The sequence below is a fragment of the Streptomyces sp. V3I8 genome (assembly GCF_030817535.1).
GTDB lineage: Bacteria > Actinomycetota > Actinomycetes > Streptomycetales > Streptomycetaceae > Streptomyces.
This window is the reverse complement of record NZ_JAUSZL010000002.1, coordinates 3,847,117-3,868,480: the sequence shown is the minus strand read 5'-3', so window position 1 is coordinate 3,868,480 and position 21,364 is coordinate 3,847,117. Positions and strand designations below refer to the sequence as shown.

Sequence of the window (21,364 nt, the reverse complement as noted above, 5' to 3'; positions counted from 1 at the left end):
GTGCCAGACGCACCTACGTGAGGTAAGGCGGTCCGAAAGACATGGTCAGTACCGAGTACGAGCGGAAGATCGCCGACCGGTTCGCCGGATTCGACCAGGACGGCAACGGCTACATCGACCGCGAGGACTTCAACACGGCGACGAAGGCGCTGCTCGCCGAGTTCGGCACGACGGCCCGGTGCGACAAGGGCCAGGCCCTGTACATCGGCGCGGAGGCCTTCTGGCAGGGCATGGCCGGGATAGCGGACCGGGACGGCGACCAGCGGATCACCCGCGAGGAGTTCGTGAACGGAGCCGTGAAGCGGCTGCGGGACAACCCCGAGCGGTTCGCCGAGATCGCCCGCCCCTTCCTGGACGCGGCGCTCGCCGTCGCGGACGGCGACGGGGACGGCTCCGTGACCGTCGACGAGACCACGCGCATCCTCAAGGCCCTCGGCGTGCCCGCGGAAACGGCGGGCGTCGCGGCGGGCGCGCTCGACGCGGACGCCGACGGCGTCGTCACCGAGCCGGACATCGTGAGTGCCTTCGCCCGTTACTTCACGGTCCCCGAGTAGCGCTCCCTGAGCCGGTACTTGAGCACCTTGCGCAGGGCCTCGTTGCGCGGAAGGGCGTCCACCACCTCCAGTTGTTCCGGCAGCTTGTGGGCGGACAGCCCTTCGGCGCGCAGATGGGCGGACAGTTCGTCGAGGGTGAGCGGCGGGGCTCCGGCGCTCTGTTCGACCACCGCGCACACGCGCTCTCCGCGTCCGGCGTCGGGGAGGCCGATCACCGCGACGTCGGCGACGCCGGGATGGCGGTGCAGCAGCTCCTCCACCTCCTTGGCGGAGATGTTCTCGCCCTTGCGGATGATGACGTCCTTCAGGCGGCCCGTCAGGACGAGGTGACCGCCGGGGGTGAGGTGTCCGAGGTCCCCCGTGATCAGGAAACCGTCGTCGTCGAAGGCCTCCGCGGTCTGTGCCGGGTCCAGGTAGCCCCGGCAGACGGCTTCCCCGCGCAGGCGCACCTCCCCGTCCGTGACGCGGATCTCCATGCCCGCGGGAGGCCTCCCCTCGGTCGTCGCAAGGTCCTCCTCCGTGTCGTCCGGTGAGCCCATGGTGATCATCGGGACCTCGGTCATGCCGTACCCGTGGGTGAGACGGACCCCCATCTCGCGTACGACCGCGTGGTGGAGCTCGGGGGGCTTGGGCGCGCCGCCGCCCGCCAGCAGGCGCAGGGTCGGGATGAGCCTCGTGCCCGGCTGCTTGCGCTGTTCGGCCAGGAACATCGAGTAGAAAGCCGTGGAACCGCCCGCCACCGTCACCCCGTGCCTGCGGTAGCCCTCCAGGGCGTCCGGCAGTGCGAACTTCTCGAAGAGGACGGCCGGGAACCCGTACAGCAGGAGCATGACGAGGTAGTCGAGGCCCCCTATGTGCGCGAAGGGGAACGCGATCGAGCCGACGTCGTCCGGCGACAGGCGCAGCGCGTGGGCCAGGCAGGAGCCGCCGGCGATCAGCGAACGGTCCGTGTGCAGCACGCCCTTGGGGTCGGACGTCGTGCCGGAGGTCCAGTAGATCCAGCGCACGTCCGTTCCGGCGGAGGGTGGCGCGGGCAGCACCGACGGGTCCCCGTCGGGGAGCGTGCCGTACGCCTCGAACACGCCGCGGGCGGCCAGGCGTCCGGCCATCGCGGTGTGGTCGAAGCCGCGCCAGATGCCGGGTACGGCGAAGAACGCCGCCCGCGACGCGCGCAGCGCGAAGGCGACCTCGCGGTCGCGGTAGAAGGGGATCACCGGGGACTGGACGGCGCCGAGCCGGGCCAGGGCCGTCGCGAGGAGCACGGTCTCGATACGGGTGGGCAGCTGCCAGGCGACCACGGCCCCGGGGCGTACGCCCATGGCGTGGAGGCCGGCCGCGGCCCGTTCGGCGCCGGAGCGCAGCTCCCCGAAGGTGAGGACGCGGTCGTCCTGGAGGAGGACCGGACGGTCGGGGGTGAGCGCGGCACGGCGCTCGACGAGCTCCCAGAACGTGCGGGAGGCGCCCAGCGCGTGTGCGGTGTCGTCCGGCATGCCCCTGCTCCTCACGGCTCGTGGACGGAGACGGCTTGAGCTGACGGTCAGTCAGATTGTCGGGGGCCCGGGCTCTGCCGTCAATCGCCCGCCGCCGGCGCTCGGCCGTCGTCCCCGGCGTTCTCGCCCGGCAGGAACCTCTGGCGTGCCCAGAGGCTCAGCAGCGCAGTCCCGCCGACCAGCAGCGGCACCGGGTCGTGGGCGGGGACGGGGGGAGCCAGCGCATAGCCCAGCGCCGTGACCGTGAAGACCGTCAGGGGGACGAACGCCGCGGCGCCCTCCATCCCGCCTCGCAAGGCCGGCCGGGCCGTGTCCAGGACGCTCGCCCCGCCGGGCACCCAGGGGCCGACGGCGATCACCAGCAGGCCCACGGTGTTGCAGATGTCGGTCAGCTGCCAGGACATCACCTCGGGGCCGTGCGGACCGGCCACCCACAGGCGCAGGGTGTCGCCGATCAGCACGAGGGACAGCCCCGCGATGCCGACCCACAGGGTGACTCCCCGGTCGCTCCGTACGAGACGGCGCAGGGCGAACAGAACGCCGAGGAACACGACCTCCGCGGTCCACAGGGCACCGACCGGCCCCGTCCCCGGCCGCCAGCTGTCACCGGCCCCCCGCAGCAGAACCCATCCCGTCATGAACACGGCCCCGGCTGCGACGAGTCCGTCGAGCACGCGCCGCAACAGCACCTGCCGGCCCCGGCCGGCATCGGCTGCGATCACCACACCGGCCATCCCCAGACCGATCGCCAGCGTCACCCCGGCCGTCACCACCGAACCGAGCGGCGACCGCCCGTCCCGTCCCGGATCCGCGGGGTGGAACGGCAGCACGGTGACCGCCCCCCGGTACACGCCCCCGGCCACCGCCGAACCGGCCAACAGCAGCAGACGCGTCCGCACCCGTCCGCCCACCCCCCACGCACGGAGCGCCAGGGAGGCGGCCAGCCCCCAGCAGCCGGCCGACGGCCCGGAAACCGCCATCCGCACCGCCACGCTCCCGGCCGTCCACGGCCCGCCGAGAGTCAGCGCCGCTCCCACGAGACAGGCCACGCCCGCCACGCCCGCCGCGCCCCATGCCCCCGCCCACGTCGTACGACGGCGGTCCTCCCGGATCCCGGGCACGTCCGGCGACTTCCCCAACCCCGACAACAGGTGCGCCCTTCCGCCGGCCCTTCCGCCCGCAGGGCCCTTCCCGCGGCCCCCGGATCCGCTCGGAAACCCTAGAAGACCCGGCACCCGCCCCGAACCGAAGAACCGGCTCATTCACCCGTACCGCGTAAGAGGGAAAAGATCGCACGGCCGTCCCTCACCGGGGGATGCGCACCCGGCGAAGGCGACGCGATCCGCCGTGCGGTCGCCCTCGGGGTACCGGGGCCCCGTGCCTTGTCGGTCCAGGGCCTCGGGGCTAGCCTGATTTCTGACGGGTCATCAGATACGTGTCATCGGATTTGCCGAGAGGGCTGGACTCATGACCGAACTGCCCCGGATCATCAGCGTCGACGACCATGTGATCGAGCCCGCGCACCTCTTCGAGACCTGGCTGCCGGCGAAGTACCGGGACCGCGGTCCCAAGCCGCTGACGGCCGGCATCGGTGAACTGGCCTACGTGGCCGGCAAGTACCGGATCACGATGGACCCGGACGGGCCGCCGACCGACTGGTGGATCTACGAGGACCTGAAGTTCCCGTACAAGCGCAACATCGCCGCCGTCGGCTTCGACCGGGACCGGATGACGCTGGAGGGCATCACCCGCGAGGAGATGCGGCCCGGGTGCTGGGACCCGGCCGAGCGGCTCAGGGACATGGACGCCAACCACGTCGAGGGGAGCCTGTGCTTCCCGACCTTCCCGCGGTTCTGCGGGCAGACCTTCGCCGAGGCGCACGACAAGGAGGTCGCGCTGGCGTGCGTGCGCGCGTACAACGACTTCATGGTCGAGGAGTGGTGCGGCGACAGCGGCGGCCGGCTCATCCCGCTGTGCATCATCCCGCTCTGGGACATCGACCTCGCCGTCGCCGAGATCCGCCGCAACGCGGCCCGGGGCGTGAAGGCCGTCACCTTCTCCGAGATCCCCACCCACCTGGGGCTGCCGTCCATCCACTCCGGCCACTGGGACCCGTTCTTCGCCGTCTGCCAGGAGACCGGCACGGTCGTCAACATGCACATCGGCAGCAGCAGCCAGATGCCCGCCGCGTCCCCCGACGCCCCGCCCGCCGTCCAGGCGTCCCTGAGCTTCAACAACGCCATGGCGTCGATGATGGACTTCCTGTTCTCGGGCGTGCTCGTGAAGTTCCCGCGGCTCACACTGGCGTACAGCGAGGGCCAGATGGGCTGGATCCCGTACGCGCTGGAGCGGGCCGACGACGTGTGGCAGGAGCACCGGGCCTGGGGCGGGGTGCGCGACCTGGTCCCCGAGCCGCCGTCCACGTACTACTACCGGCAGATCTTCTGCTGCTTCTTCCGCGACAAGCACGGGATCGCCTCGCTGGACGTGGTCGGCCGCGACAACGCGACCTTCGAGACCGACTACCCGCACGTCGACTCGACCTTCCCGCACACCAAGGAGGTCGCCCTCGACCATGTGAAGGGCCTCGACGACGAGACGGTCTACAAGCTGATGCGCGGCAACGCCATCCGCATGCTGGACCTGGATCTCGACAGGTGATGGACCTCTCGTACCCGGCCGAGGACGAGGAGTTCCGGGCGCACCTGCGCGAGTGGCTCGCCGGGGTGCTGCCCGCACTGCCGCCGAAGCCCCCGCCCGAGGACTGGCCGGCGCGGCGCACGTACGACCTCGGGTGGCAGCGCCGGTTGTACGACGCCGGGTACGCGGGGCTGCACTGGCCCGTCGACGCGGGCGGCCGCGGGGCCACGCCCACCCGCCACCTCGTCTTCCTGGAGGAGACCGAGCGGGCGGGCGCCCCCTATGTGGGCGCCAACTTCGTCGGGCTGCTGCACGCCGGGCCGACCGTCGCGGCCGAGGGGAACGCCGCACAGCGGGCCCGCTGGTTGCCGCCCGTGCTGCGCGGCGAGGAGGTGTGGTGCCAGGGGTTCAGCGAGCCGGACGCCGGCTCCGACCTCGCGTCGCTGCGCACGCGCGCGCGGCGGGACGGCGACGACTACGTGGTCAGCGGTTCCAAGATCTGGACCTCGCACGCCGAGGTCGCCGACTGGTGCGAACTCCTGGTGCGCACCGATCCGAAGGCGCCGAAGCACCGGGGGATCAGCTGGCTCGCGATGCCGATGGACGCCCCGGGGATCACGGTACGCCCGCTGCGCACCCTCGCCGGCTCGGCCGAGTTCGCGGAGGTCTTCCTCGACGAGGTGCGGGTGCCCGCCGCCAACCGGGTCGGCGAGGAGAACGACGGCTGGCGCGTGACCATGGTGACGCTGTCCTTCGAGCGCGGCACCGCCTTCGTGGGCGAGGTGGTCGCGTGCCGGCGCGTCCTGGGCGACGTGGCCCGTGAGGCGCGCGAGAACGGCCGCTGGGACGATGTGCCGCTGCGCCGGCGGCTCGGCAGGCTCGACGCCGAGTTCCGGGCCCTGTGGCGGCTGACGCAGTGGAACGTGAGCGAGGCGGAGCGCGGCGGGGTACCGGGGGTGGGCGGCTCGGTCTTCAAACTGCGCTACTCGCAGGTCCGGCAGGAGCTGTACGACGTGGCCGCCGAGGTGCTCGGGCCCGACGGGCTCGACCTGGACCGGCAGTGGACGGCCGACCGGCTCTCGTCGCTCTCGTACACCATCGCGGCCGGGACCTCGCAGATCCAGCGGAACATCGTGGCCGAGCGGATCCTGGGCCTGCCCAAGGGACGGTGACCGAATGGACTTCCGACTCACCGACGACCAGCGGGCGTTACGGGCCGGGGTGCGCGAGCTGCTGGTGCGGCGGTTCGGGCGGGAGCGGCTGCGGGCCGCCGTGGACCCGCCCCCGGAGACCGGTTCCGACGGGCGGGCGGGCCCTCCCGGTCCCGCGGGCCCCCGCGGTCCCGCGGCCCGCCTCGACCGTGCGCTGTGGCGGGAGCTGGGCGAGGCGGGCTTCTTCGCGCTGCGGCTGCCCGAGGCGCGGGGCGGGGTCGGACTGGGGCTGCCCGAAGCGGTGCTCGCCTTCGAGGAGGCCGGACGGGCGCTGCTGCCCGGCCCGCTCGTGGCCACCCACCTCGCGGCCGGGGAGGTGCCCGGGGCGGCCACCGGCGAGTGCGTCGTCGCCGCCGTCGACGGACGCCTCGTCGAGTGGCTGGACGAGGCGGACGTCGTACGCGGAGACGTCACGGAAGCCGTCGCCCTGCGCCCGGTCGACCCGCTGACCCCCCTGCACCGGGTGCCCCGGGCCGCGCCCGGCGACCCGGTGGCCGCCTTGCTGACCGCCGCCGAACAGCTCGGCTCGGCCGGCCGCACCTGCGCGCTGGCCGTGCAACACGCCCGGACACGTGAGCAGTTCGGTCAGCCGGTCGGCGCCTTCCAGGCGGTGAAACACCTGTGCGCCGACATGCTCGTACGCGTGGAGATGGCGCGTTCGGCCGTGTACGCGGCGGCCGTCACAAACGATCCGCTCGACATCGCGGCGGCCCGCCTGCTGGCCGACGAGGCCGCCGAACGCGGGGCCCGCGACTGCCTCCAGGTGCACGGCGGGATGGGCTTCACCTGGGAGTCCGAGGTGCATCTGCATCTCAAACGGGCCTGGTCGCGAGCCCGTCGCGGCCCCTGCGCCGCGCAGGCGGAGGAAGCCCTCGCGGCCGGTCTGCTGACGTGGGCCGAGCGGCACGGGGCGTGAACGCGGTGCGTCGGCCGCCGCCGGACCGCCGTCGGCATGTCACCGATCGTGGCATTTCCGGAGGGGTCCCGGAGGAGCCGGGAGGAGGCAGGAGGGGTGGACGGCGCGGAACGTGGCATACCGGGTCACCGAGCGTCGATACCGGGTTGTGTCCGATGCGTGACTCGTCACGGCCCGGAGTCGGCGGTGTGCTCCGGTACCTTGTGTGGGATGCGAGTGGTTCTGAGGCCGGGCCATCACGGTGTTGCCCCCGGGGCAGCCCCGGATCCGGCGGTGCGCGCCGCTCGCAGGGCAGGAAGCAGGACCGTTCCCGCCTGTTCGACTCCCCGTGGCGAGCGTCGCACAGTATGCCGCACGCGTACTCCTTCGCGCTGGAATATGCCCGAAGCGCTTGTTGGGGTGACTGTACGTCAACCATGCTGTCTCTCTAGGGAATCACGTTCCGTGAACCCTTTTCTGACCACGATCGTGGCCCTTGCGAGGCGCGAGGCGATGTGTCCGCCGGTTCGGATGGTGTGAGCGGTGCAGGTGCTTCAAGTGCAGCTGGAGATCCGGCCCGACCCCGCGGAGGTGGGGCGAGCCCGGAGATGGGCCCGTTCGCGGCTCGCGGGGTCCGGGATAGAGGCCGACGAGACGCTGGCCGAGACGCTGGTCCTGCTCGTCTCGGAGCTGGTCACCAACGCGGTGGTGCACACCGGCCGCCCCGCCGTCCTGCGCCTGTCGGTGCCGGCCGCGGCGGGCGGGCCGACCGCCGGGGAACGCGCCCTCGGCGAGGTCGTCGCCACGGTCCGCCTGGAGGTGGTCGACGCCAGCACCCGGGCACCCCGTCCGCGCTGCGCGGACGGCGGTGACACCAACGGCCGCGGTCTCGCGCTCGTCGACGGTCTCGCCGACCGGTGGGGCTGGAGCCCCGAGGGCGCCGGCAAACGCATCTGGTGCGAGGTGGACCGGTGTTCGTCACCGGGCACGGACACCGCGGCCTGCGACGCGGCGTCGGTGGGGTACGGAGGCCTGGCGTACGAGGCCGTGTGACGCGAAGCTCCGGATGTGCGGGATCGCGCAACGCGCGGGAGCGGGCGCTCGTGCAGCGGGCGCGCCCGCTGGCGCACGGAGGGCACGGGGCCCGGACTCCCCGCGTCCGGTCCTGCCGTGTGCGCCGGGCCGTGCTTCCCTCCAGGTGGGTGACAAAGGGTATTTAAGGCGTGAACCCTTGGGTGGGCGTTGACGCAGCGTGTCCGTTTCCTCACGCTTGTGGTCAGTGGTTCGCCGTGAGGGGACGGCGAGGTCTCCGGTGACAGGAGCCCTCGCCGAGTGCGGACCGCGATGCGGCGCCGGCTCCGGGGGTCAGGGGTGGAGCTGGTGCGGCGGAGGGCCGGTCGGCGGCGCGTGGGGGAGACGCGCCGTCCGCCGGTGCTCGTCGCGCGGGTGTCGGCCCCCGTTGCGGCACCCCTCAGAGGATCGCCACCGGCGCCACGGGGGTTCCGGTGCCGCCGACGAACGGTTCGGGCATCGCCGACAGCAGGAACGCATGGCGCCCGGCGTGTCCACAGGCTGTGGACAACTCTTCGAGATTCCAGTTCTGACCCTGCGGCATGCCCATCTCGACCAGGTCGAGCGCGTGGACGGGCAGCCACATATCCTCCGTCTCGGGAGGAAATATCTCAAAGGTGAGGGTGTCGTTCGCGACCGCCGCGACATCACGCGCGTGGAACCACTCCGGAGTACGCACGGACAGACCGGGGGACGGGAAGGCGTACCCCTCCCTGTCGCCCGCCAGGTAGAGCTGCATCTGGCCGGTGCGTACGAGGACGATGTCGCCCGGGCCGACCTTCGTCCCGCCCAGTTCCTCGGCCGCCTCCAGGTCCTCCGGGGTCACCGCGTGCCCGCCGTCGAGGCGCTCCGTGCCGAGCGCGCGGGCCACGTCCAGCAGGACACCGCGCGAGACGATGTGCCGGGGCTTGTCGATGCCGCCGAACCCCGCGCCCCCGTGGGCCGTGACGGTGTCGGCGGAGCGGCCGTTGTAGAGCCGGCCCGAGTGCGAGACATGGGCGAGCGCGTCCCAGTGGGTGGCCGCCTGCAGGCCCATCGTCACGGCGTCGTCGCTGCAGGCGACCGTACCGGGGCCGAACAGCTCCTGGTTGATCTGCACCATCGTGTGCAGCGGATTGACCCGGCCCGGGATCATCCCCGTCTGCACACCGTCCTGCCGCAGGGGCAGGGCGAGCGGTACGCGACGGCCGCTGAGGACGCTCGCGGCGGCCCCGCGCACGACGTCGTCGGTGATCAGGTTCAGGGTGCCGATCTCGTCGTCGGCGCCCCAGCGCCCCCAGTTGTTCACGCGCTTGGCGATCTCGTGGAACTCGGCCGGCAGTGACATGAGTCCTCCCCGGGGCTTGTCCTCAGGTGTCCGACGGGTCGTAGAATCGAAGCAAATCTAACGGACCGTCAGAAACCGTGGGAAGGGGCCGGGGCGTGGGGAACTTCCTGGCAGGCAGGGTCGTCGCCGTGACCGGGGCGGGCCGGGGCATCGGACGTGCGGTGGCGCTGGCCGCCGCGGCCGAGGGCGCACGGGTCGTCGTCAACGACTACGGCGTCTCGATCGAGGGCTCGGCGCCGAGCAGTTCGGTCGCCGACGCCGTGGCCGAGGAGATCGGGGCGGCCGGCGGCGAGGCGGTCGCGGTGGCCGACGACATCTCCACCATGGCGGGCGGACAGCGGATCGTCGACGTGGCCCTGGAGGCGTACGGGCGGCTCGACGGGGTCGTCTGCGTGGCCGGGATCCTGCGTGAACGGATGCTCTTCAACATGACCGAGGACGACTGGGACCCGGTCATCGCCACCCATCTGAAGGGCACGTTCACCGTCTTCCGCGCCGCCTGCGCCGTGATGCGGGGGCAGCGCTCCGGCACCCTCATCGGGTTCACCAGCGGCAACCACCAGGGGTCCGTCTCGCAGGCCAACTACAGCGCGGCGAAGGGCGGGATCGTCTCGCTCGTCCGGAGCGCGGCGCTCGGGCTCCACAGGTACGGGGTCACGGCGAACGCGGTCGCGCCGGTCGCCCGTACCCGGATGTCGGCGAACGTGCCGATGGAGCTGACGGAGATCGGCGAACCCGAGGACGTGGCCGCGCTCGTGGTCTACCTGCTGTCCGAGCGGGCCCGGGAGGAAGGGATCACCGGGCAGGTGTACACGGTGGCGGGGCCGAAGATCGCGGTGTGGGCGCAGCCGCGGGAACTGCGCTCGGCGTATGCGGAGGGGCGGTGGACGCCCGAGCGTCTCGCGCGGTTCCTGCCGGGGGCGGTGGGGGTGGATCCCATGCCGTTGCTCGGGCGGGTGGAGGAGATGGCCCGTGCGGCCCGCTCCGCGAAGGAGGCGCCGTAGGAGGCGGCCGGACGTGGGGCCGTGGGTGGGTGCGGGTCCGCTGCGGCTTGTCGCGCAGTTCCCCGCGCCCCTGGAAGGAAGGCCGTTGGAGGACAGGTGGATTTCGGGTGCACGTCGGAGGACGAGGCGTTCCGCGTCGAGGTACGGGGGTGGCTGGACCGGCATGTGCCGGCGGTGGGCGACGGGGACCGCAGGGCCTGGGAGCGGACGCTCGGGGCCGCCGGGTGGATCGGGATCGGGTGGGGGGCGGAGGGGTACGGGAACCGGGCGGTCGGGATCGGGCGGCAGGTGGTGTGGGCCGAGGAGTACGCGCGGGCCCGGGCTCCCGCCCGCAGCGGGCACATCGGGGAGAAGCTGCTGGCCCCCACGCTGCTCGCGCACGGGAGCCAGGAGCAGAAGGCCCGCTTCCTGCCGCCCGTCGCCGCCGGTGACGAACTGTGGTGCCAGGGGTACAGCGAACCCGGGGCCGGGTCCGACCTCGCGGGAATCCGTACCCGGGCCGTGCGGGAGGCGGGCGGGTACCGGATCAGCGGTCGGAAGATCTGGACCTCGCTGGCGCACGAGGCGGACTGGTGCTTCGTCCTGGCGCGCACCGAGGCCGGGTCGCGCAGGCACCGCGGGCTGAGCTTCCTGCTCGTGCCGATGGACCAGCCCGGCCGGATCGACGTACGGCCGATCCGGCAGCTGACCGGGACCAGCGAGTTCAACGAGGTCTTCTTCGACGGGGCCCGTGCGCGCGCCGAGCACGTCGTCGGCGGTGAGGGCAACGGCTGGCGGGTCGCCATGAGCCTGCTCGGCTTCGAACGGGGCGTCTCCACCCTGGCCCAGCAGATCGGCTTCGCCCAGGAGCTGGGGCGGGTGCTGGAGGAGGCCGTCGCCACGGGGGCGGCCGACGACCCGGTCGTCCGCGACCTGCTCGTACGCCAGTGGGCCGAGCTGCGCACCATGCGGTGGAACGCCCTGCGGACCCTGGGGAGTCCGGGTGTCCCGGGCGCGCCCAGTGTGGCCAAACTGCTGTGGGGCCGCTGGCACCAGCGGCTCGGCGAACTCGCGGTGCGGGTGCGGGGCGCCGGCGCGGCGGTGGGGCCGGCGGACTGGACGGCCGCGGCGCCGTACGAACTCGACGCGTCGCAGCACCTGTTCCTCTTCAGCCGGGCCGACACGATCTACGGCGGCTCGGACGAGATCCAGCGCACGATCATCGCCGAGCGCGTGCTCGGCCTTCCCAGGGAAGCGAAGGGCTGAGATGAGCGCGATGCCGGGTGCGACATGCGAGGCGTGATCTTCGACGGCAGGCAGACGCGGGTGGTCGACGACCTGGAGGTGCGGGGTCCGGGGCCCGGCGAGGTGCTGGTCGAGGTCGAGGCGGCGGGGCTGTGCCACAGCGACCTCTCCGTGGTGGACGGCACCATCCCCTTCCCCGTGCCCGTGGTGCTCGGCCACGAGGGCGCGGGCGTCGTGGCCGAGGTGGGGGCGGGGGTGACCCATGTCCGGCCGGGGGACCACGTCTGCCTGTCCACGCTCGCCAACTGCGGTGTGTGCGCCGAATGCGACCGGGGCCGGCCCACCATGTGCCGCAAGGCGATCGGGATGCCGCAACGGCCCTTCGCGCGGGGCGGGGAGCCGCTGTACCAGTTCGCGTCCAACTCCGCCTTCGCGGAACGCACGGTGGTCAAGGCCGTGCAGGCCGTACGCATCCCCCAGGACATCCCGATGGCCTCGGCAGCCCTCATCGGGTGCGCGGTCCTGACCGGGGTCGGGGCCGTGCTGAACCGGGCCCGGGTGGACCGCGGGGACAGCGTCGTCGTCATCGGCGCGGGCGGGATCGGGCTCAACGTGCTGCAGGGCGCGCGGATCGCCGGGGCGCTCACGGTGGTGGCGGTCGACTCGAATCCGGCGAAGGAGGAGGCGGCGCGGCGGTTCGGGGCCGGGCACTTCCTCACCTCCGTGACGGGGGTGCGGGACATCCTGCCGAACGGGGCGGACCACGTCTTCGAGTGCGTGGGGCGGGTGGAGCTCGTACGGCAGGCCGTCGACCTGCTCGACCGGCACGGGCAGGCCGTGCTGCTGGGGGTGCCGGCGGTGGACGCCGAGGCGTCCTTCCTCGTCTCGTCGATGTTCCTGGACAAGTCGATCCTGGGGTGCCGGTACGGGGCGTCGCGGCCGCAGCGGGATGTCGCGCTGTACGCGGAGCTGTACCGGGAGGGGCGGTTGCTGCTGGACGAGTTGGTGACGTGCACGTATCCCGTCGAGGACTTCGAGAAGGCGGCGGCGGAGGCCGCCGCCGGGCGGGTGGCGCGGGGGGTTCTGACGTTCTGACGTTCCGTCCGACATTCCGGTCGACGCCGGGCCCGCAGGCGAACACGGCGGGTCAGCGGAACGTCCGGCGGTAGGACGTCGGGGTGACCCCCAGGGTCGCCCCGAGATGCTGCCGCATCGACTGCGCCGTGCCGAAGCCCGCGTCCGCCGCGACCTGGTCGACCGACAGGTCCGTGGACTCCAGAAGGTGCCGCGCCCGCTCCACCCGCTGCTGCGTGAGCCACTGCCCGGGACTGACCCCCACCTCCTCCCGGAACCGCCGGGTGAACGTCCGCACCGACATCGCCTCCCGCGCGGCCATGTCCCGCAACTGGATCGGCTCGTGCAGCCGGCCCAGCGCCCAGGCCCGCGCCGAGGTGGTCGTCGCGGACTGCGGCTCGGGCACCGGCCGGTGGATGTACTGCGCCTGCCCGCCGTCCCGGTGCGGCGGCACCACCGTACGGCGGGCCACCTCGTTGGCGACGGCGGTCCCGTGGTCGCGGCGCACGATGTGGACGCACAGGTCGATGCCGGCCGCGACCCCCGCGGAGGTCAGCACGTCCCCGTCGTCGATGAACAGCACGTCCGCGTCGACCCGCACCTTCGGGAAGAGCCGCTGGAAGTGCTCGGCGGACGCCCAGTGCGTGGTCGCCGGACGCCCGTCGAGCAGACCCGCGGCGGCCAGCACGTACCCGCCCGTGCAGATGGAGACGAGGCGGGTGCCCGGCCTGATGAGCGCCAGCGCCGCGGCCAGTTCGCCGGTGAGCACGCCCTCGTCGTGGACCGGGCCCAGTTCGTACGAGGCCGGGACGACGACGGTGTCGGCGGTGGCCAGTGCCTGCGGCCCGTTCTCGACGGACACGGAGAAGTCGGCGTCCGTCTCGACCGGGCCCGGTGGCCGGACGGAGCAGGTGACGATCTCGTACAGCCTGCGGCCCTCCGAGTCCACGGCGCGGCTGAAGATGCGGTGCGGGATGCCCAGCTCGAAGGGGAGCAGGCCGTCCAGCGCGAGGACGACGACGCGGTGCGGACGGAACGGGCTGTGCGGCATGTGCGGACCCATGGCCCGATCCTAGCGAACACTGTCCCTCGGGCCACTCGTCCGGGCAGGGCGCGCGACGCAGGCTCTATGACGTGACACAGACAACCGACGCAACCGACGCCGCGGGCGACGCGGCACCCGTGGCACCCGTGGCGCCCGCGAAGGACCCCGGAACCGGGCGGCGGCACACGCGGGTGCACCGGGCGTGGTTCGTGGCCGCCGTCACCTTCGTGACGATCATCGGCGCGGCGGCCTTCCGCTCCCTGCCCGGCCTGCTGATCGACCCGCTGCACGACGAGTTCCACTGGTCACGCGGCACGATCGGGCTCGCGGTCTCCGTCAACCTCGCGCTGTACGGGCTGACGGCGCCGTTCGCCGCCGCGCTGATGGACCGGTACGGGATCCGGCGGGTCGTCGCGCTCGCCCTGGTCGTGATCGCGGTCGGCTCGGGCGCCACGGTGTGGATGACCGCGGCCTGGCAGCTGCTGCTGTGCTGGGGGCTGCTCGTGGGCCTCGGGTCCGGCTCGATGGCACTCGCCTTCGCCGCGACCGTCACCAACCGCTGGTTCACCGAGCGGCGGGGGCTGGTCACCGGCATCCTCACCGCCGCCTCGGCCTCCGGCCAGCTGATCTTCCTGCCCGTACTGTCGTGGATCGTCTCGGAGCACAGCTGGCGCCCGGCGGCCGTGACCGTGGCCCTGGCGGCGCTCGCGGTCGTGCCGTTCGTCTGGCTGCTGCTGCGCGACCATCCGGCGGACGTGGGGCTCGCGCCGTACGGGGCGACGGAGTTCGTCGAGAAGCCGCCGCCCGTGCCGGGGGCGGCCCGCCGGACGGTGAAGGTCCTGTCCTCCGCCGCGCGCACGGGACCCTTCTGGCTGCTGGCGGGGACGTTCGCGATCTGCGGCGCCTCCACCAACGGCCTGATCCAGACGCACTTCGTGCCCGCCGCCCACGACCACGGCATGCCGATCACGGCGGCCGCCTCGCTCCTGGCGGTGATCGGCGTCTTCGACGTCGTCGGCACGATCGCCTCCGGCTGGTTCACCGACCGCTTCGACCCGCGCCGCCTGCTCGCGGTCTACTACGCCCTGCGCGGCGTCTCGCTGCTCTTCCTGCCCCTGCTCATGGGCCCCTCGGTGCACCCGCCGATGGTCTTCTTCATCGTCTTCTACGGCCTCGACTGGGTCGCCACCGTGCCGCCCACCATCGCCCTGTGCCGCGAGCAGTTCGGCGACGACAGCGCCATCGTCTTCGGCTGGGTCCTCGCCTCTCACCAGGTCGGCGCCGCCCTCGTCGCCTTCCTCGGCGGGGTCGCCCGCGACGCCTTCGGCTCGTACGACGTGATGTGGTACGCCTCCGGGGCGCTGTGCGCGGCGGCCGCGCTGCTGGCGCTGGTGATCCGGCGGCGGCGGGAGCCGGGGGCGCCGGACGCGCTCATCCTCGCGCAGGGCGTCAGGCCGTGAAGCCGCCGAAGCGGCCCCGGTGGAACAGCAGGGGTGCGTCGGCACCGTCGGACGTGCCCAGGGCGTCCACCCTGCCCACCACGATCAGGTGGTCGCCACCCGGGTGGACGGCGTGGACCGTGCAGTCGGCCCACGCCGTGGCACCGGCCAGGCGCGGCGACCCGGAGACCGGGGCCGGGGTGTGGCCGACCCCGGCGAACTTGTCCCCGCCGCTCACCGCGAAGCCGCGGCACAGGTCGCCCTGGTGCGCGCCGAGGACGTTCACGCAGAAGACGCCCGCGCGGGCGATGCGGGGCCAGGTCGTGGACGTACGCGCGACCATGAACACGACCAGGGGCGGATCGAGGGAGAGGGCGGCGAAGGACTGGCAGGCGAAGCCGGCGGGGCCTTCGCCGGCGGCGGATCCGGCGGGGTCCGGGGCCGGGTCCGGGGCCGGGGCCGGGGCCGTTATGACGGTGACGCCCGTCGCGAAGTTGCCCAGGACGCGGCGGAACTCGACCGGGTCGACCGGTGCGCGTTCGTCGTCGGCGACCGCGCGCAGGGCAGGCCGTGGGAGCGGTTCGACCGGCCCGGCCGGGGCCGGACCGCCGGCCGTCCTCAGGTAGCGGACGGCTGTCGCGGCCATTCCTGCGTGTCCCATCACACGTCCATTGAACCTGACGGGCCGTCAGGTGGGAAGGGTTCCGGTCGCCGCTCAGCGGCCCTCGAACCGCGGGGTACGGCGTTCGGCGTATGCCGTCACGCCTTCGGTGGCGTCCTGGGTCGTCATGTTGAGTTCCTGGGCGATGGCCTCGGCGGTGAAGGCGGTGGCGCGGTCGGAGTCCAGGGAGGCGTTCACCAGTTGCTTGGTGAGGGCGAGGGAGCGGGTGGGGCCGGCGGCGAGGCGGTCGGCCCAGGTACGGGCCGTCTTCTCCAGCTCGCCGTCCGGTACGACGCGGTTGACCAGGCCGAGGCGGTGGGCGTCCGCGGCGGTCAGGGCGTCGCCGAAGAACATCAGCTCCTTCGCCCCGCTGCGGGCCGATCAGGCGGGGGAGGAGGTAGGCGCCGGCGCCGTCGGGGACGAGGCCGCGGCGGACGAACACCTCGATGAACCTGGCCGATTCCGCGGCCAGGACGAGGTCGCAGGCGTAGGCGAGGTGGGCGCCGAGGCCGGCCGCGGTGCCGTTCACCGCGGCGAGGACCGGTTTCTCGCAGTCCAGGACCGCGGTGATGAGGCGGTGGGCGCCGGTTCTGATGAGCCGGGCGACGTCTCCGGGAGCGCGGTCCGGGGCGGGCGGGCCGCCGCGGAGGTCGGCGCCGGCGCAGAAGCCGCGGCCGGTCGCCGTGAGCACGACGGCGCGGGTGCCGGGGTCGGCGGACGCCTCCTCCAGCAGCCGGATGAGGTGGTCGCGGTGTTCGGGGGCGAGGGCGTTCATGGCCTCCGGCCGGTTGAGGGTGATCCAGGAGACGTGGTGGTCGAGGGTGCGAACTATCACCGGGGGTCCGATTCGTCGGGGTGAGTGGGTGAGTGAGTGGGTGGGCGAGCGGGGGAGTGCGGGTGGGTGGGGGCGGGCCGCGCAGTTCCCCGCGCCCCTGACGGGGCTGCGCCCCTGGGGAAGGCGCAGCCCTTCCAGGGGCGCGGGGAACTGCGCGACCGGCCCCCGCCGGTCCGCAGCCGACGACGCACCCCCCGCTGACGCTGACGCCCCGCGCAGCGGATCAGCGGCATACCGCCAGTGCGTCCAGCGCCACCGCCCCCTGGCCCCGGGGCAGGACCATCAGCGGGTTGATGTCCAGCTCGGACAGCTCCCCGTCCAGTTCCAGCGCCATCCGCTGGACGCGCAGGACGACCTCCACCAGCGCGTCCAGGTCCGCCGGAGGCCGCCCCCGGACACCGTCCAGCAGCGCCCGCCCCCGCAGTTCGTCGAGCATCGAGCGGGCCTGCTCCTCGCCGAACGGCGGCACCCGCACCGCCGTGTCCCGCAGGACCTCGACCAGGACGCCGCCGAGCCCGACCGTCACCGTCGGGCCGAAGAGGTCGTCGTGCGTCACCCCGACCACCATCTCGACACCGGGCTCCACCATCTGGCACACCAGGACCCCGTCGAGCGACACGTCCTCGTAGCGGGCCGTGTCGGTCAGCTCGCGGTAGGTGTCGCGTACCTGGCTGGCCGAGGTGAGACCGACCCTGACCAGCCCCAGTTCCGTCTTGTGGGCGATCCGCGCGCCGGACGCCTTCATGACGACGGGGTACCCGACGAGCCCGGCCGCCCGTACGGCCGCCGCCGCGCTGGTCACCAGCTGCTCCCGCGGCACCCGGATCCCGTACGCGCGCAGCAGCTGTTTCGCCGCGTGCTCGCTGAGTCTGCTGCCCGGCTGCATGAGGGCTTGCGCCTTGCGGAAGGAGGGGGACAGGGTGCGGGGGGCCTCGTCGAAGGGGGAGCGGTAGGAGGCCGTGAAGCGGGCGTGGTCCAGGTGGGCGCGTACCGCCGTGATGCAGTTCGCGAACGTGCGGAAGGTCGCGACGCGGGACGAGCCGAGGAGGGTCTCGCGGTACGCGGACTCGGTGCCGACCGGCGACCCCCACACCACGCAGACCAGTTTGTCCGTCTCCTCGGCCGCGTCCACCAGGTCCCGCGCGAGCCGGTCGCTCATGGGCGGGAAGGGGCCCGTGATCGGGCAGATCAGCACCCCGACGGCCGGATCGGCGAGGATCGCGTCGATGATCCGGCGCCCCCGCCAGTCGCCGACCGGATGGCCGCCGTTGTCGATCGGGTTGGTGACGTCCAGGTACGCGGGTATCCACTGGTGCAGTTCGGCCTGCTTGGCGGCGCAGAGGGCGGGCAGGCGCAGTCCCGCCCCGGTCGCCAGGTCGGAGAAGTGCGCGCCCGTACCGCCGGAGATCGAGTAGACGGCGACCCCGTCGGCGGAGGGCGGCCGGGCACGCGCCAGGAGGGCGGCGGTGTCCTGCAGCTCGTCGAGGCCGTCGACGCGGACGACCCCGTACTGGCGCATCGCGGCGTCCACCACCGCGTCGGCGCCGGTCAGCTTGCCGGTGTGGGAGGCGGCCGTACGCGCGCCCGTCTCGGTGCGGCCGACCTTGACCGCGACGACGGGGACCCCGCGCCGGGCGGCCCGGTCGGCGGCGAGGAGGAAGGAACGGCCGTCCTTGAGGCCCTCCAGGTAGCAGGCGATGGCGCCCACCTCGGGCCGCTCGGCGAAGTACGAGATGAAGTCGGCGCTCTCCAGGTCGGCCTCGTTGCCGGTGGGCGCCCAGTGGGAGAGCCGGATGCCCAGTTCCTGCAGGGTGAAGACCGGGCGGCCCTGGTGTCCCGACTGCGTGATCAGCGCGATCGCCGGGCCGTCCAGGTCCTCGCGGAACTCCTCGAACGCGTTGAGGTTGGTGTTCGGGCCGAGCAGCCGGAGCCCGGAGCGCGGTCCTGAGCGCTGCAGGGAGCGCTGTACGGCGTCGGCGAGACGGGCCTGCGCGGCGGCGCCCTCCGCCCCCGTCTCGGCGAACCCGGACGCGAAGGCGACCGCGAACCGCACCTTGTGGTCCGCGAGCCGCTCGATCACGGGGAGCGGATCGGCGACCAGCAGCACGGCCAGGTCGACCTGTTCGGGCAGGTCCGCGACCGAGGGGACGCAGGGCAGGCCGAACACGGACTCGCGGGTCGGGTGCACCGGGTGCAGCCTGGCGCCGACCCGCCCGGCCCAGGCGAGCAGCTGCCGGGTGACGCCGGTGTTCGGGCGGCCCTCGGTGTCGGAGGCGCCGACGACGGCCACCGACTCCGGGCGGAAGAAGCGGTCCAGGTCGGGTACGCCGGCGTACAGCGGCCGGCCGCTGACGTCGAGGTCGTCGGTGGCGGCCGGTCTGCCGTGCACCGCGGGGGCGGGTTGCCCGCCGCAGGCGACGACCCCGGTCCGGCGGGAGTCGGTGGTGAGGGTGCCATGGGTTGATCCAAGCATCGGTCCGCCCGCTCCTGTATGGCTGCCAATAACTGACGAACTGTCAGGTTACTGAACTGACGCACTGTCAGGAACGGTTCTGCGGGCAAAGATGTCGTGGGGGTCACGGCCGGTCGGTCGCACGGGCCGCCGCCGGATACCGCGCCTCGGGGACGACGGCGGCCTTGCCGGCGACGGTGCGCGACTCCGCGACTCCGTGACTCCGCGGGGTCCGTGACTCCGTGACTCCGCGACTCCGTGGGGGCCGCGGGGTCCGCGGGGGCCGCGGGGTCCGCGGGGTCCGGTGCTGGCCGGAGTCCGGTGCCGGCCGGAGTTCGGGGCCGTAAGGCGAACGCCCATAAGTTTTCCGCTGTAAGGTCACTTGTATGGGAGACGACACTTCGGCGACCTCGGTCGCGAGACCCGCCCGCGTGCGGAACCGCCGCGGGGAGGGCGCTCGGCTGCGCGAGGAGATCGTGGACGCGGCGGTCGAACTGCTCGACGAGACCGGCGACGAGAGCGCCATCACCCTGCGCTCCGTCGCCCGCAAGGTGGGCATCGCCGCCCCCTCGATCTACCGCCACTTCCCCGACCAGCCCGCCATCATGCTGGCCGTGGTGCGCAACGCCTTCGCCGAGCTGGACGGGCGGTTGGGCGCGGCCGTGGACGCCGCCGGCGACGCGCCCCGCGCCCGGCTCACCGCCCTGTGCCGGGGCTACCTGGACTATGCCGAGGCCCACCCCGGGCGCTACCGCACGATGTTCGGAGGGCTCTGGACGCCCGACCCGGACGCGAGTTCCGTGACGGCGCAGGACCTCGGCACGCTCGGCGACGCGAGCCTGCGGCGGCTCGCCGAAGCCCTCCAGGACTGCGTCACGGCCGGCTGCGCCGTCAGCACCGACGTGCCCGCCGACGCGGTCGCGCTCTGGCTCGGCCTGCACGGGCTCGCCCACCAGCGGGCGGTCTCCCCTTCGTTCCCCTGGCCGCCGGGCATCGCGGAACGGGTCGTCACCGCGCTCGCGCACCTCACGGACGGGCAGGCGGAGGGCGAGTAGGCAGGAGGGGCGAAGGGGGACTGCTGTGGGTGGGGTGGGAGTGTGGGTGTGGGCGGGAGACGCCGTCAGTGCGCGAGGCGGGACGGGTTGCGCCGTCCGGCGTCGCGCGCGACCGCCTTCGCTATCTTCTCGGCGTCGATGGCCAGTTCGCGGAGCATGCCGCTGATCGGGTTCGTGAAGCCGGTGAAGTAGAGGCCGGGGGCGTTCTTCGGTGTGCGGGCACCGTGCACGACCGGGCGCCCGCGTCCGTCGAGCACGTCCAGATGGCCGACGACACCCTCCAGGGCGCGCCGGTAGCCGGTCGCGGCGATCACCGCGTCCGGGCCGACGCGGTCGCCGTTCGCGAGGACGACCTTGCCGTCCTCGAAGCCCTCGACCGCGGACACGACCTCGACCCGGCCCTTGCGGACGGCGTCGATGAGACCGACGTCCTGCACGGGGATGGCTCCCTCGTTCACCCGCGAGTACAGCCCGGTGTCGGGCCGCGGCAGCCCCTGCGCGGAGAGGTCCGGAACGCTGAGCTTCGCCAGCGGCCGCGCCATCCGGTCCACCAGCGCGCGCGGCAGCCGCCGGCAGAGCACCCCGGTGTACTGGGCCGCCCACCCGGCCGTCGACCGGCGCACGATGTGCGGCGCGGTCCGCACGGAGAGGCGTACGCGCGAGGCGCCGCCCTCGACGAGGTCCACGGCGATCTCGGCGCCGGTGTTGCCCACGCCGACCACGAGGACGTCCTTGCCGGCGTACGGGGCCGGGTTGCGGTACTCGCCGGCGTGCAGGAACTCGCCGGTGTACGCGTCGAGGCCGGACCACCCGGGCACGTACGGCGTGTGGTTGTGGCCGGTGGCGACGACCACCGCGCTGCCGGTCAGCTCACGGCCGCCGGTGGCGTGCAGCAGCCAGCCGGTGCCGTCGGCGGAGGGCTCCACGCGCGAGACCTCGACCCCCGTGACGATCTCCAGCCCGTGGTGCTCGGCGTACTTCTCCAGGTAGCGCACCACGTCGTCGCGTGCCACCCACCGCCCGAACGAGCGCGGCATCGCGAGGCCCGGCAGCGCGGACAGGCGCCGGGTGGTGTGCAGCCGCAGCCGGTCGTAGTGCCGCCGCCAGGACGCCCCGACCCGGTCGGACCTCTCGAGCACGACGGCCCGTACGCCCCGCGCGCGCAACGCATACGCCACCGCGAGACCGCCCGGCCCGCCCCCGATGACGTACACGGGCCGGTCCTGCTGCGGTGCGGATGTCCGTGCGGACACCTGCGCGGACGTCCGCCCGGACGTCTGCTCGGACGTCTGCCCGGGTGCTGGCGGGGACGCCGGTGGGGATGCCTGCGCGGAGGTCTGGGGCGTCGGGTCGGAAGAGTCGGCCATGTGCCGAGCGTATGCATGTC

Annotated in this window: 17 protein-coding genes and 1 pseudogene; 10 read left to right on the top strand and 8 right to left on the bottom strand. The window is 73.3% G+C overall.

The features are described from left to right. Positions 1-41: 41 nt before the first annotated feature. Positions 42-554 (top strand): EF-hand domain-containing protein, encoded by a 513-nt coding sequence (locus QFZ75_RS16920; RefSeq protein WP_307537847.1) that lies wholly within the window; start codon positions 42-44, stop codon positions 552-554. On the opposite strand, the gene QFZ75_RS16915 is transcribed toward QFZ75_RS16920, so the two are convergent. Continuing rightward, positions 533-2,044: a class I adenylate-forming enzyme family protein gene (locus QFZ75_RS16915; RefSeq protein WP_307537845.1), complete on the bottom strand. Its 1,512-nt coding sequence runs from the start codon at positions 2,042-2,044 to the stop codon at positions 533-535. The two genes, QFZ75_RS16920 and QFZ75_RS16915, sit on opposite strands and share 22 nt — an antisense overlap. Positions 2,045-2,124: 80 nt before the next feature. Further along, complete coding sequence (locus QFZ75_RS16910; RefSeq protein ID WP_307537843.1) at positions 2,125-3,165, bottom strand: hypothetical protein; 1,041 nt, start codon at positions 3,163-3,165, stop codon at positions 2,125-2,127. Between the two features lie 346 nt (positions 3,166-3,511). Between QFZ75_RS16910 and QFZ75_RS16905 the strand changes: the two genes are divergently transcribed. The 4 genes from QFZ75_RS16905 to QFZ75_RS16890 all read left to right on the top strand — a co-directional run bounded on the left by QFZ75_RS16905 (position 3,512) and on the right by QFZ75_RS16890 (position 7,843). Next, positions 3,512-4,705, top strand: coding sequence for an amidohydrolase family protein (locus QFZ75_RS16905; protein ID WP_307537841.1), 1,194 nt, complete (start codon positions 3,512-3,514; stop codon positions 4,703-4,705). Next, on the top strand, positions 4,705-5,856 hold the full coding sequence (locus QFZ75_RS16900; protein ID WP_307537839.1) for an acyl-CoA dehydrogenase family protein: 1,152 nt from the start codon (positions 4,705-4,707) through the stop codon (positions 5,854-5,856). The genes QFZ75_RS16905 and QFZ75_RS16900 overlap by 1 nt, the downstream gene beginning before the upstream one ends. A 4-nt stretch (positions 5,857-5,860) precedes the next feature. Then, on the top strand, positions 5,861-6,811 hold the full coding sequence (locus QFZ75_RS16895; protein ID WP_307537838.1) for an acyl-CoA dehydrogenase family protein: 951 nt from the start codon (positions 5,861-5,863) through the stop codon (positions 6,809-6,811). A 537-nt stretch (positions 6,812-7,348) separates the two neighbouring features. After that, complete coding sequence (locus QFZ75_RS16890; RefSeq protein ID WP_307544555.1) at positions 7,349-7,843, top strand: ATP-binding protein; 495 nt, start codon at positions 7,349-7,351, stop codon at positions 7,841-7,843. Between the two features lie 418 nt (positions 7,844-8,261). Here the strand turns inward: QFZ75_RS16890 and QFZ75_RS16885 are convergent, their stop codons facing one another. Then, a complete protein-coding gene (locus QFZ75_RS16885) occupies positions 8,262-9,188 on the bottom strand; it encodes a cyclase family protein (protein ID WP_307537836.1) in 927 nt (308 codons plus the stop codon). Positions 9,189-9,283: 95 nt separating this feature from the next. On the opposite strand from QFZ75_RS16885, the gene QFZ75_RS16880 reads away from it, so the two are divergent. From QFZ75_RS16880 to QFZ75_RS16870, 3 genes are all read left to right on the top strand, one after another. Beyond that, positions 9,284-10,192: an SDR family NAD(P)-dependent oxidoreductase gene (locus tag QFZ75_RS16880; RefSeq protein WP_307537834.1), complete on the top strand. Its 909-nt coding sequence runs from the start codon at positions 9,284-9,286 to the stop codon at positions 10,190-10,192. Between the two features lie 96 nt (positions 10,193-10,288). After that, complete coding sequence (locus QFZ75_RS16875; protein ID WP_307537832.1) at positions 10,289-11,437, top strand: acyl-CoA dehydrogenase family protein; 1,149 nt, start codon at positions 10,289-10,291, stop codon at positions 11,435-11,437. Between the two features lie 24 nt (positions 11,438-11,461). Continuing rightward, on the top strand, positions 11,462-12,511 hold the full coding sequence (locus QFZ75_RS16870; RefSeq protein WP_307537831.1) for a Zn-dependent alcohol dehydrogenase: 1,050 nt from the start codon (positions 11,462-11,464) through the stop codon (positions 12,509-12,511). Between the two features lie 52 nt (positions 12,512-12,563). On the opposite strand, the gene QFZ75_RS16865 is transcribed toward QFZ75_RS16870, so the two are convergent. After that, complete coding sequence (locus QFZ75_RS16865) at positions 12,564-13,553, bottom strand: GlxA family transcriptional regulator (RefSeq protein WP_307537829.1); 990 nt, start codon at positions 13,551-13,553, stop codon at positions 12,564-12,566. Positions 13,554-13,624: 71 nt separating this feature from the next. Here QFZ75_RS16865 and QFZ75_RS16860 point away from each other — a divergent pair, with 71 nt between their 5' ends. Further along, complete coding sequence (locus QFZ75_RS16860; protein WP_373465889.1) at positions 13,625-14,995, top strand: MFS transporter; 1,371 nt, start codon at positions 13,625-13,627, stop codon at positions 14,993-14,995. Here the strand turns inward: QFZ75_RS16860 and QFZ75_RS16855 are convergent. The 3 genes and pseudogenes from QFZ75_RS16855 to QFZ75_RS16845 form a co-directional block, all read right to left on the bottom strand. Further along, positions 14,985-15,635 (bottom strand): flavin reductase family protein, encoded by a 651-nt coding sequence (locus QFZ75_RS16855; protein ID WP_307537827.1) that lies wholly within the window; start codon positions 15,633-15,635, stop codon positions 14,985-14,987. The genes QFZ75_RS16860 and QFZ75_RS16855 overlap by 11 nt on opposite strands. A gap of 54 nt (positions 15,636-15,689) precedes the next feature. Next, positions 15,690-16,410, bottom strand: a pseudogene (locus tag QFZ75_RS16850) (enoyl-CoA hydratase/isomerase family protein). Positions 16,411-16,693: 283 nt separating this feature from the next. After that, positions 16,694-18,943, bottom strand: a complete 2,250-nt coding sequence (locus QFZ75_RS16845) for an acetate--CoA ligase family protein (RefSeq protein WP_307537825.1) — start codon at positions 18,941-18,943, stop codon at positions 16,694-16,696. A 365-nt stretch (positions 18,944-19,308) separates the two neighbouring features. On the opposite strand from QFZ75_RS16845, the gene QFZ75_RS16840 reads away from it, so the two are divergent. Continuing rightward, positions 19,309-19,977, top strand: a complete 669-nt coding sequence (locus tag QFZ75_RS16840) for a TetR/AcrR family transcriptional regulator (RefSeq protein WP_307537823.1) — start codon at positions 19,309-19,311, stop codon at positions 19,975-19,977. 65 nt (positions 19,978-20,042) lie between these two features. Here QFZ75_RS16840 and QFZ75_RS16835 read toward each other — a convergent pair whose 3' ends face one another. Next, positions 20,043-21,344 carry an NAD(P)/FAD-dependent oxidoreductase gene (locus tag QFZ75_RS16835; protein ID WP_307537821.1) on the bottom strand — a complete coding sequence of 434 codons (1,302 nt, stop codon included), beginning with the start codon at positions 21,342-21,344 and terminating at the stop codon, positions 20,043-20,045. Positions 21,345-21,364 lie beyond the last annotated feature (20 nt).

Bases quoted from the DNA above. Each gene is read 5' to 3' on its own strand.
- QFZ75_RS16920 (WP_307537847.1), top strand. From the start codon at position 42: ATGGTCAGTACCGAGTACGAGCGGAAGATCGCCGACCGGTTCGCCGGA.
- QFZ75_RS16915 (WP_307537845.1), bottom strand. From the start codon at position 2,044: ATGCCGGACGACACCGCACACGCGCTGGGCGCCTCCCGCACGTTCTGG.
- QFZ75_RS16905 (WP_307537841.1), top strand. From the start codon at position 3,512: ATGACCGAACTGCCCCGGATCATCAGCGTCGACGACCATGTGATCGAG.
- QFZ75_RS16900 (WP_307537839.1), top strand. From the start codon at position 4,705: ATGGACCTCTCGTACCCGGCCGAGGACGAGGAGTTCCGGGCGCACCTG.
- QFZ75_RS16895 (WP_307537838.1), top strand. From the start codon at position 5,861: ATGGACTTCCGACTCACCGACGACCAGCGGGCGTTACGGGCCGGGGTG.
- QFZ75_RS16885 (WP_307537836.1), bottom strand. From the start codon at position 9,188: ATGTCACTGCCGGCCGAGTTCCACGAGATCGCCAAGCGCGTGAACAAC.
- QFZ75_RS16870 (WP_307537831.1), top strand. From the start codon at position 11,462: ATGCGAGGCGTGATCTTCGACGGCAGGCAGACGCGGGTGGTCGACGAC.
- QFZ75_RS16865 (WP_307537829.1), bottom strand. From the start codon at position 13,553: ATGGGTCCGCACATGCCGCACAGCCCGTTCCGTCCGCACCGCGTCGTC.
- QFZ75_RS16855 (WP_307537827.1), bottom strand. From the start codon at position 15,635: ATGGGACACGCAGGAATGGCCGCGACAGCCGTCCGCTACCTGAGGACG.
- QFZ75_RS16845 (WP_307537825.1), bottom strand. From the start codon at position 18,943: ATGCTTGGATCAACCCATGGCACCCTCACCACCGACTCCCGCCGGACC.
- QFZ75_RS16840 (WP_307537823.1), top strand. From the start codon at position 19,309: ATGGGAGACGACACTTCGGCGACCTCGGTCGCGAGACCCGCCCGCGTG.
- QFZ75_RS16835 (WP_307537821.1), bottom strand. From the start codon at position 21,344: ATGGCCGACTCTTCCGACCCGACGCCCCAGACCTCCGCGCAGGCATCC.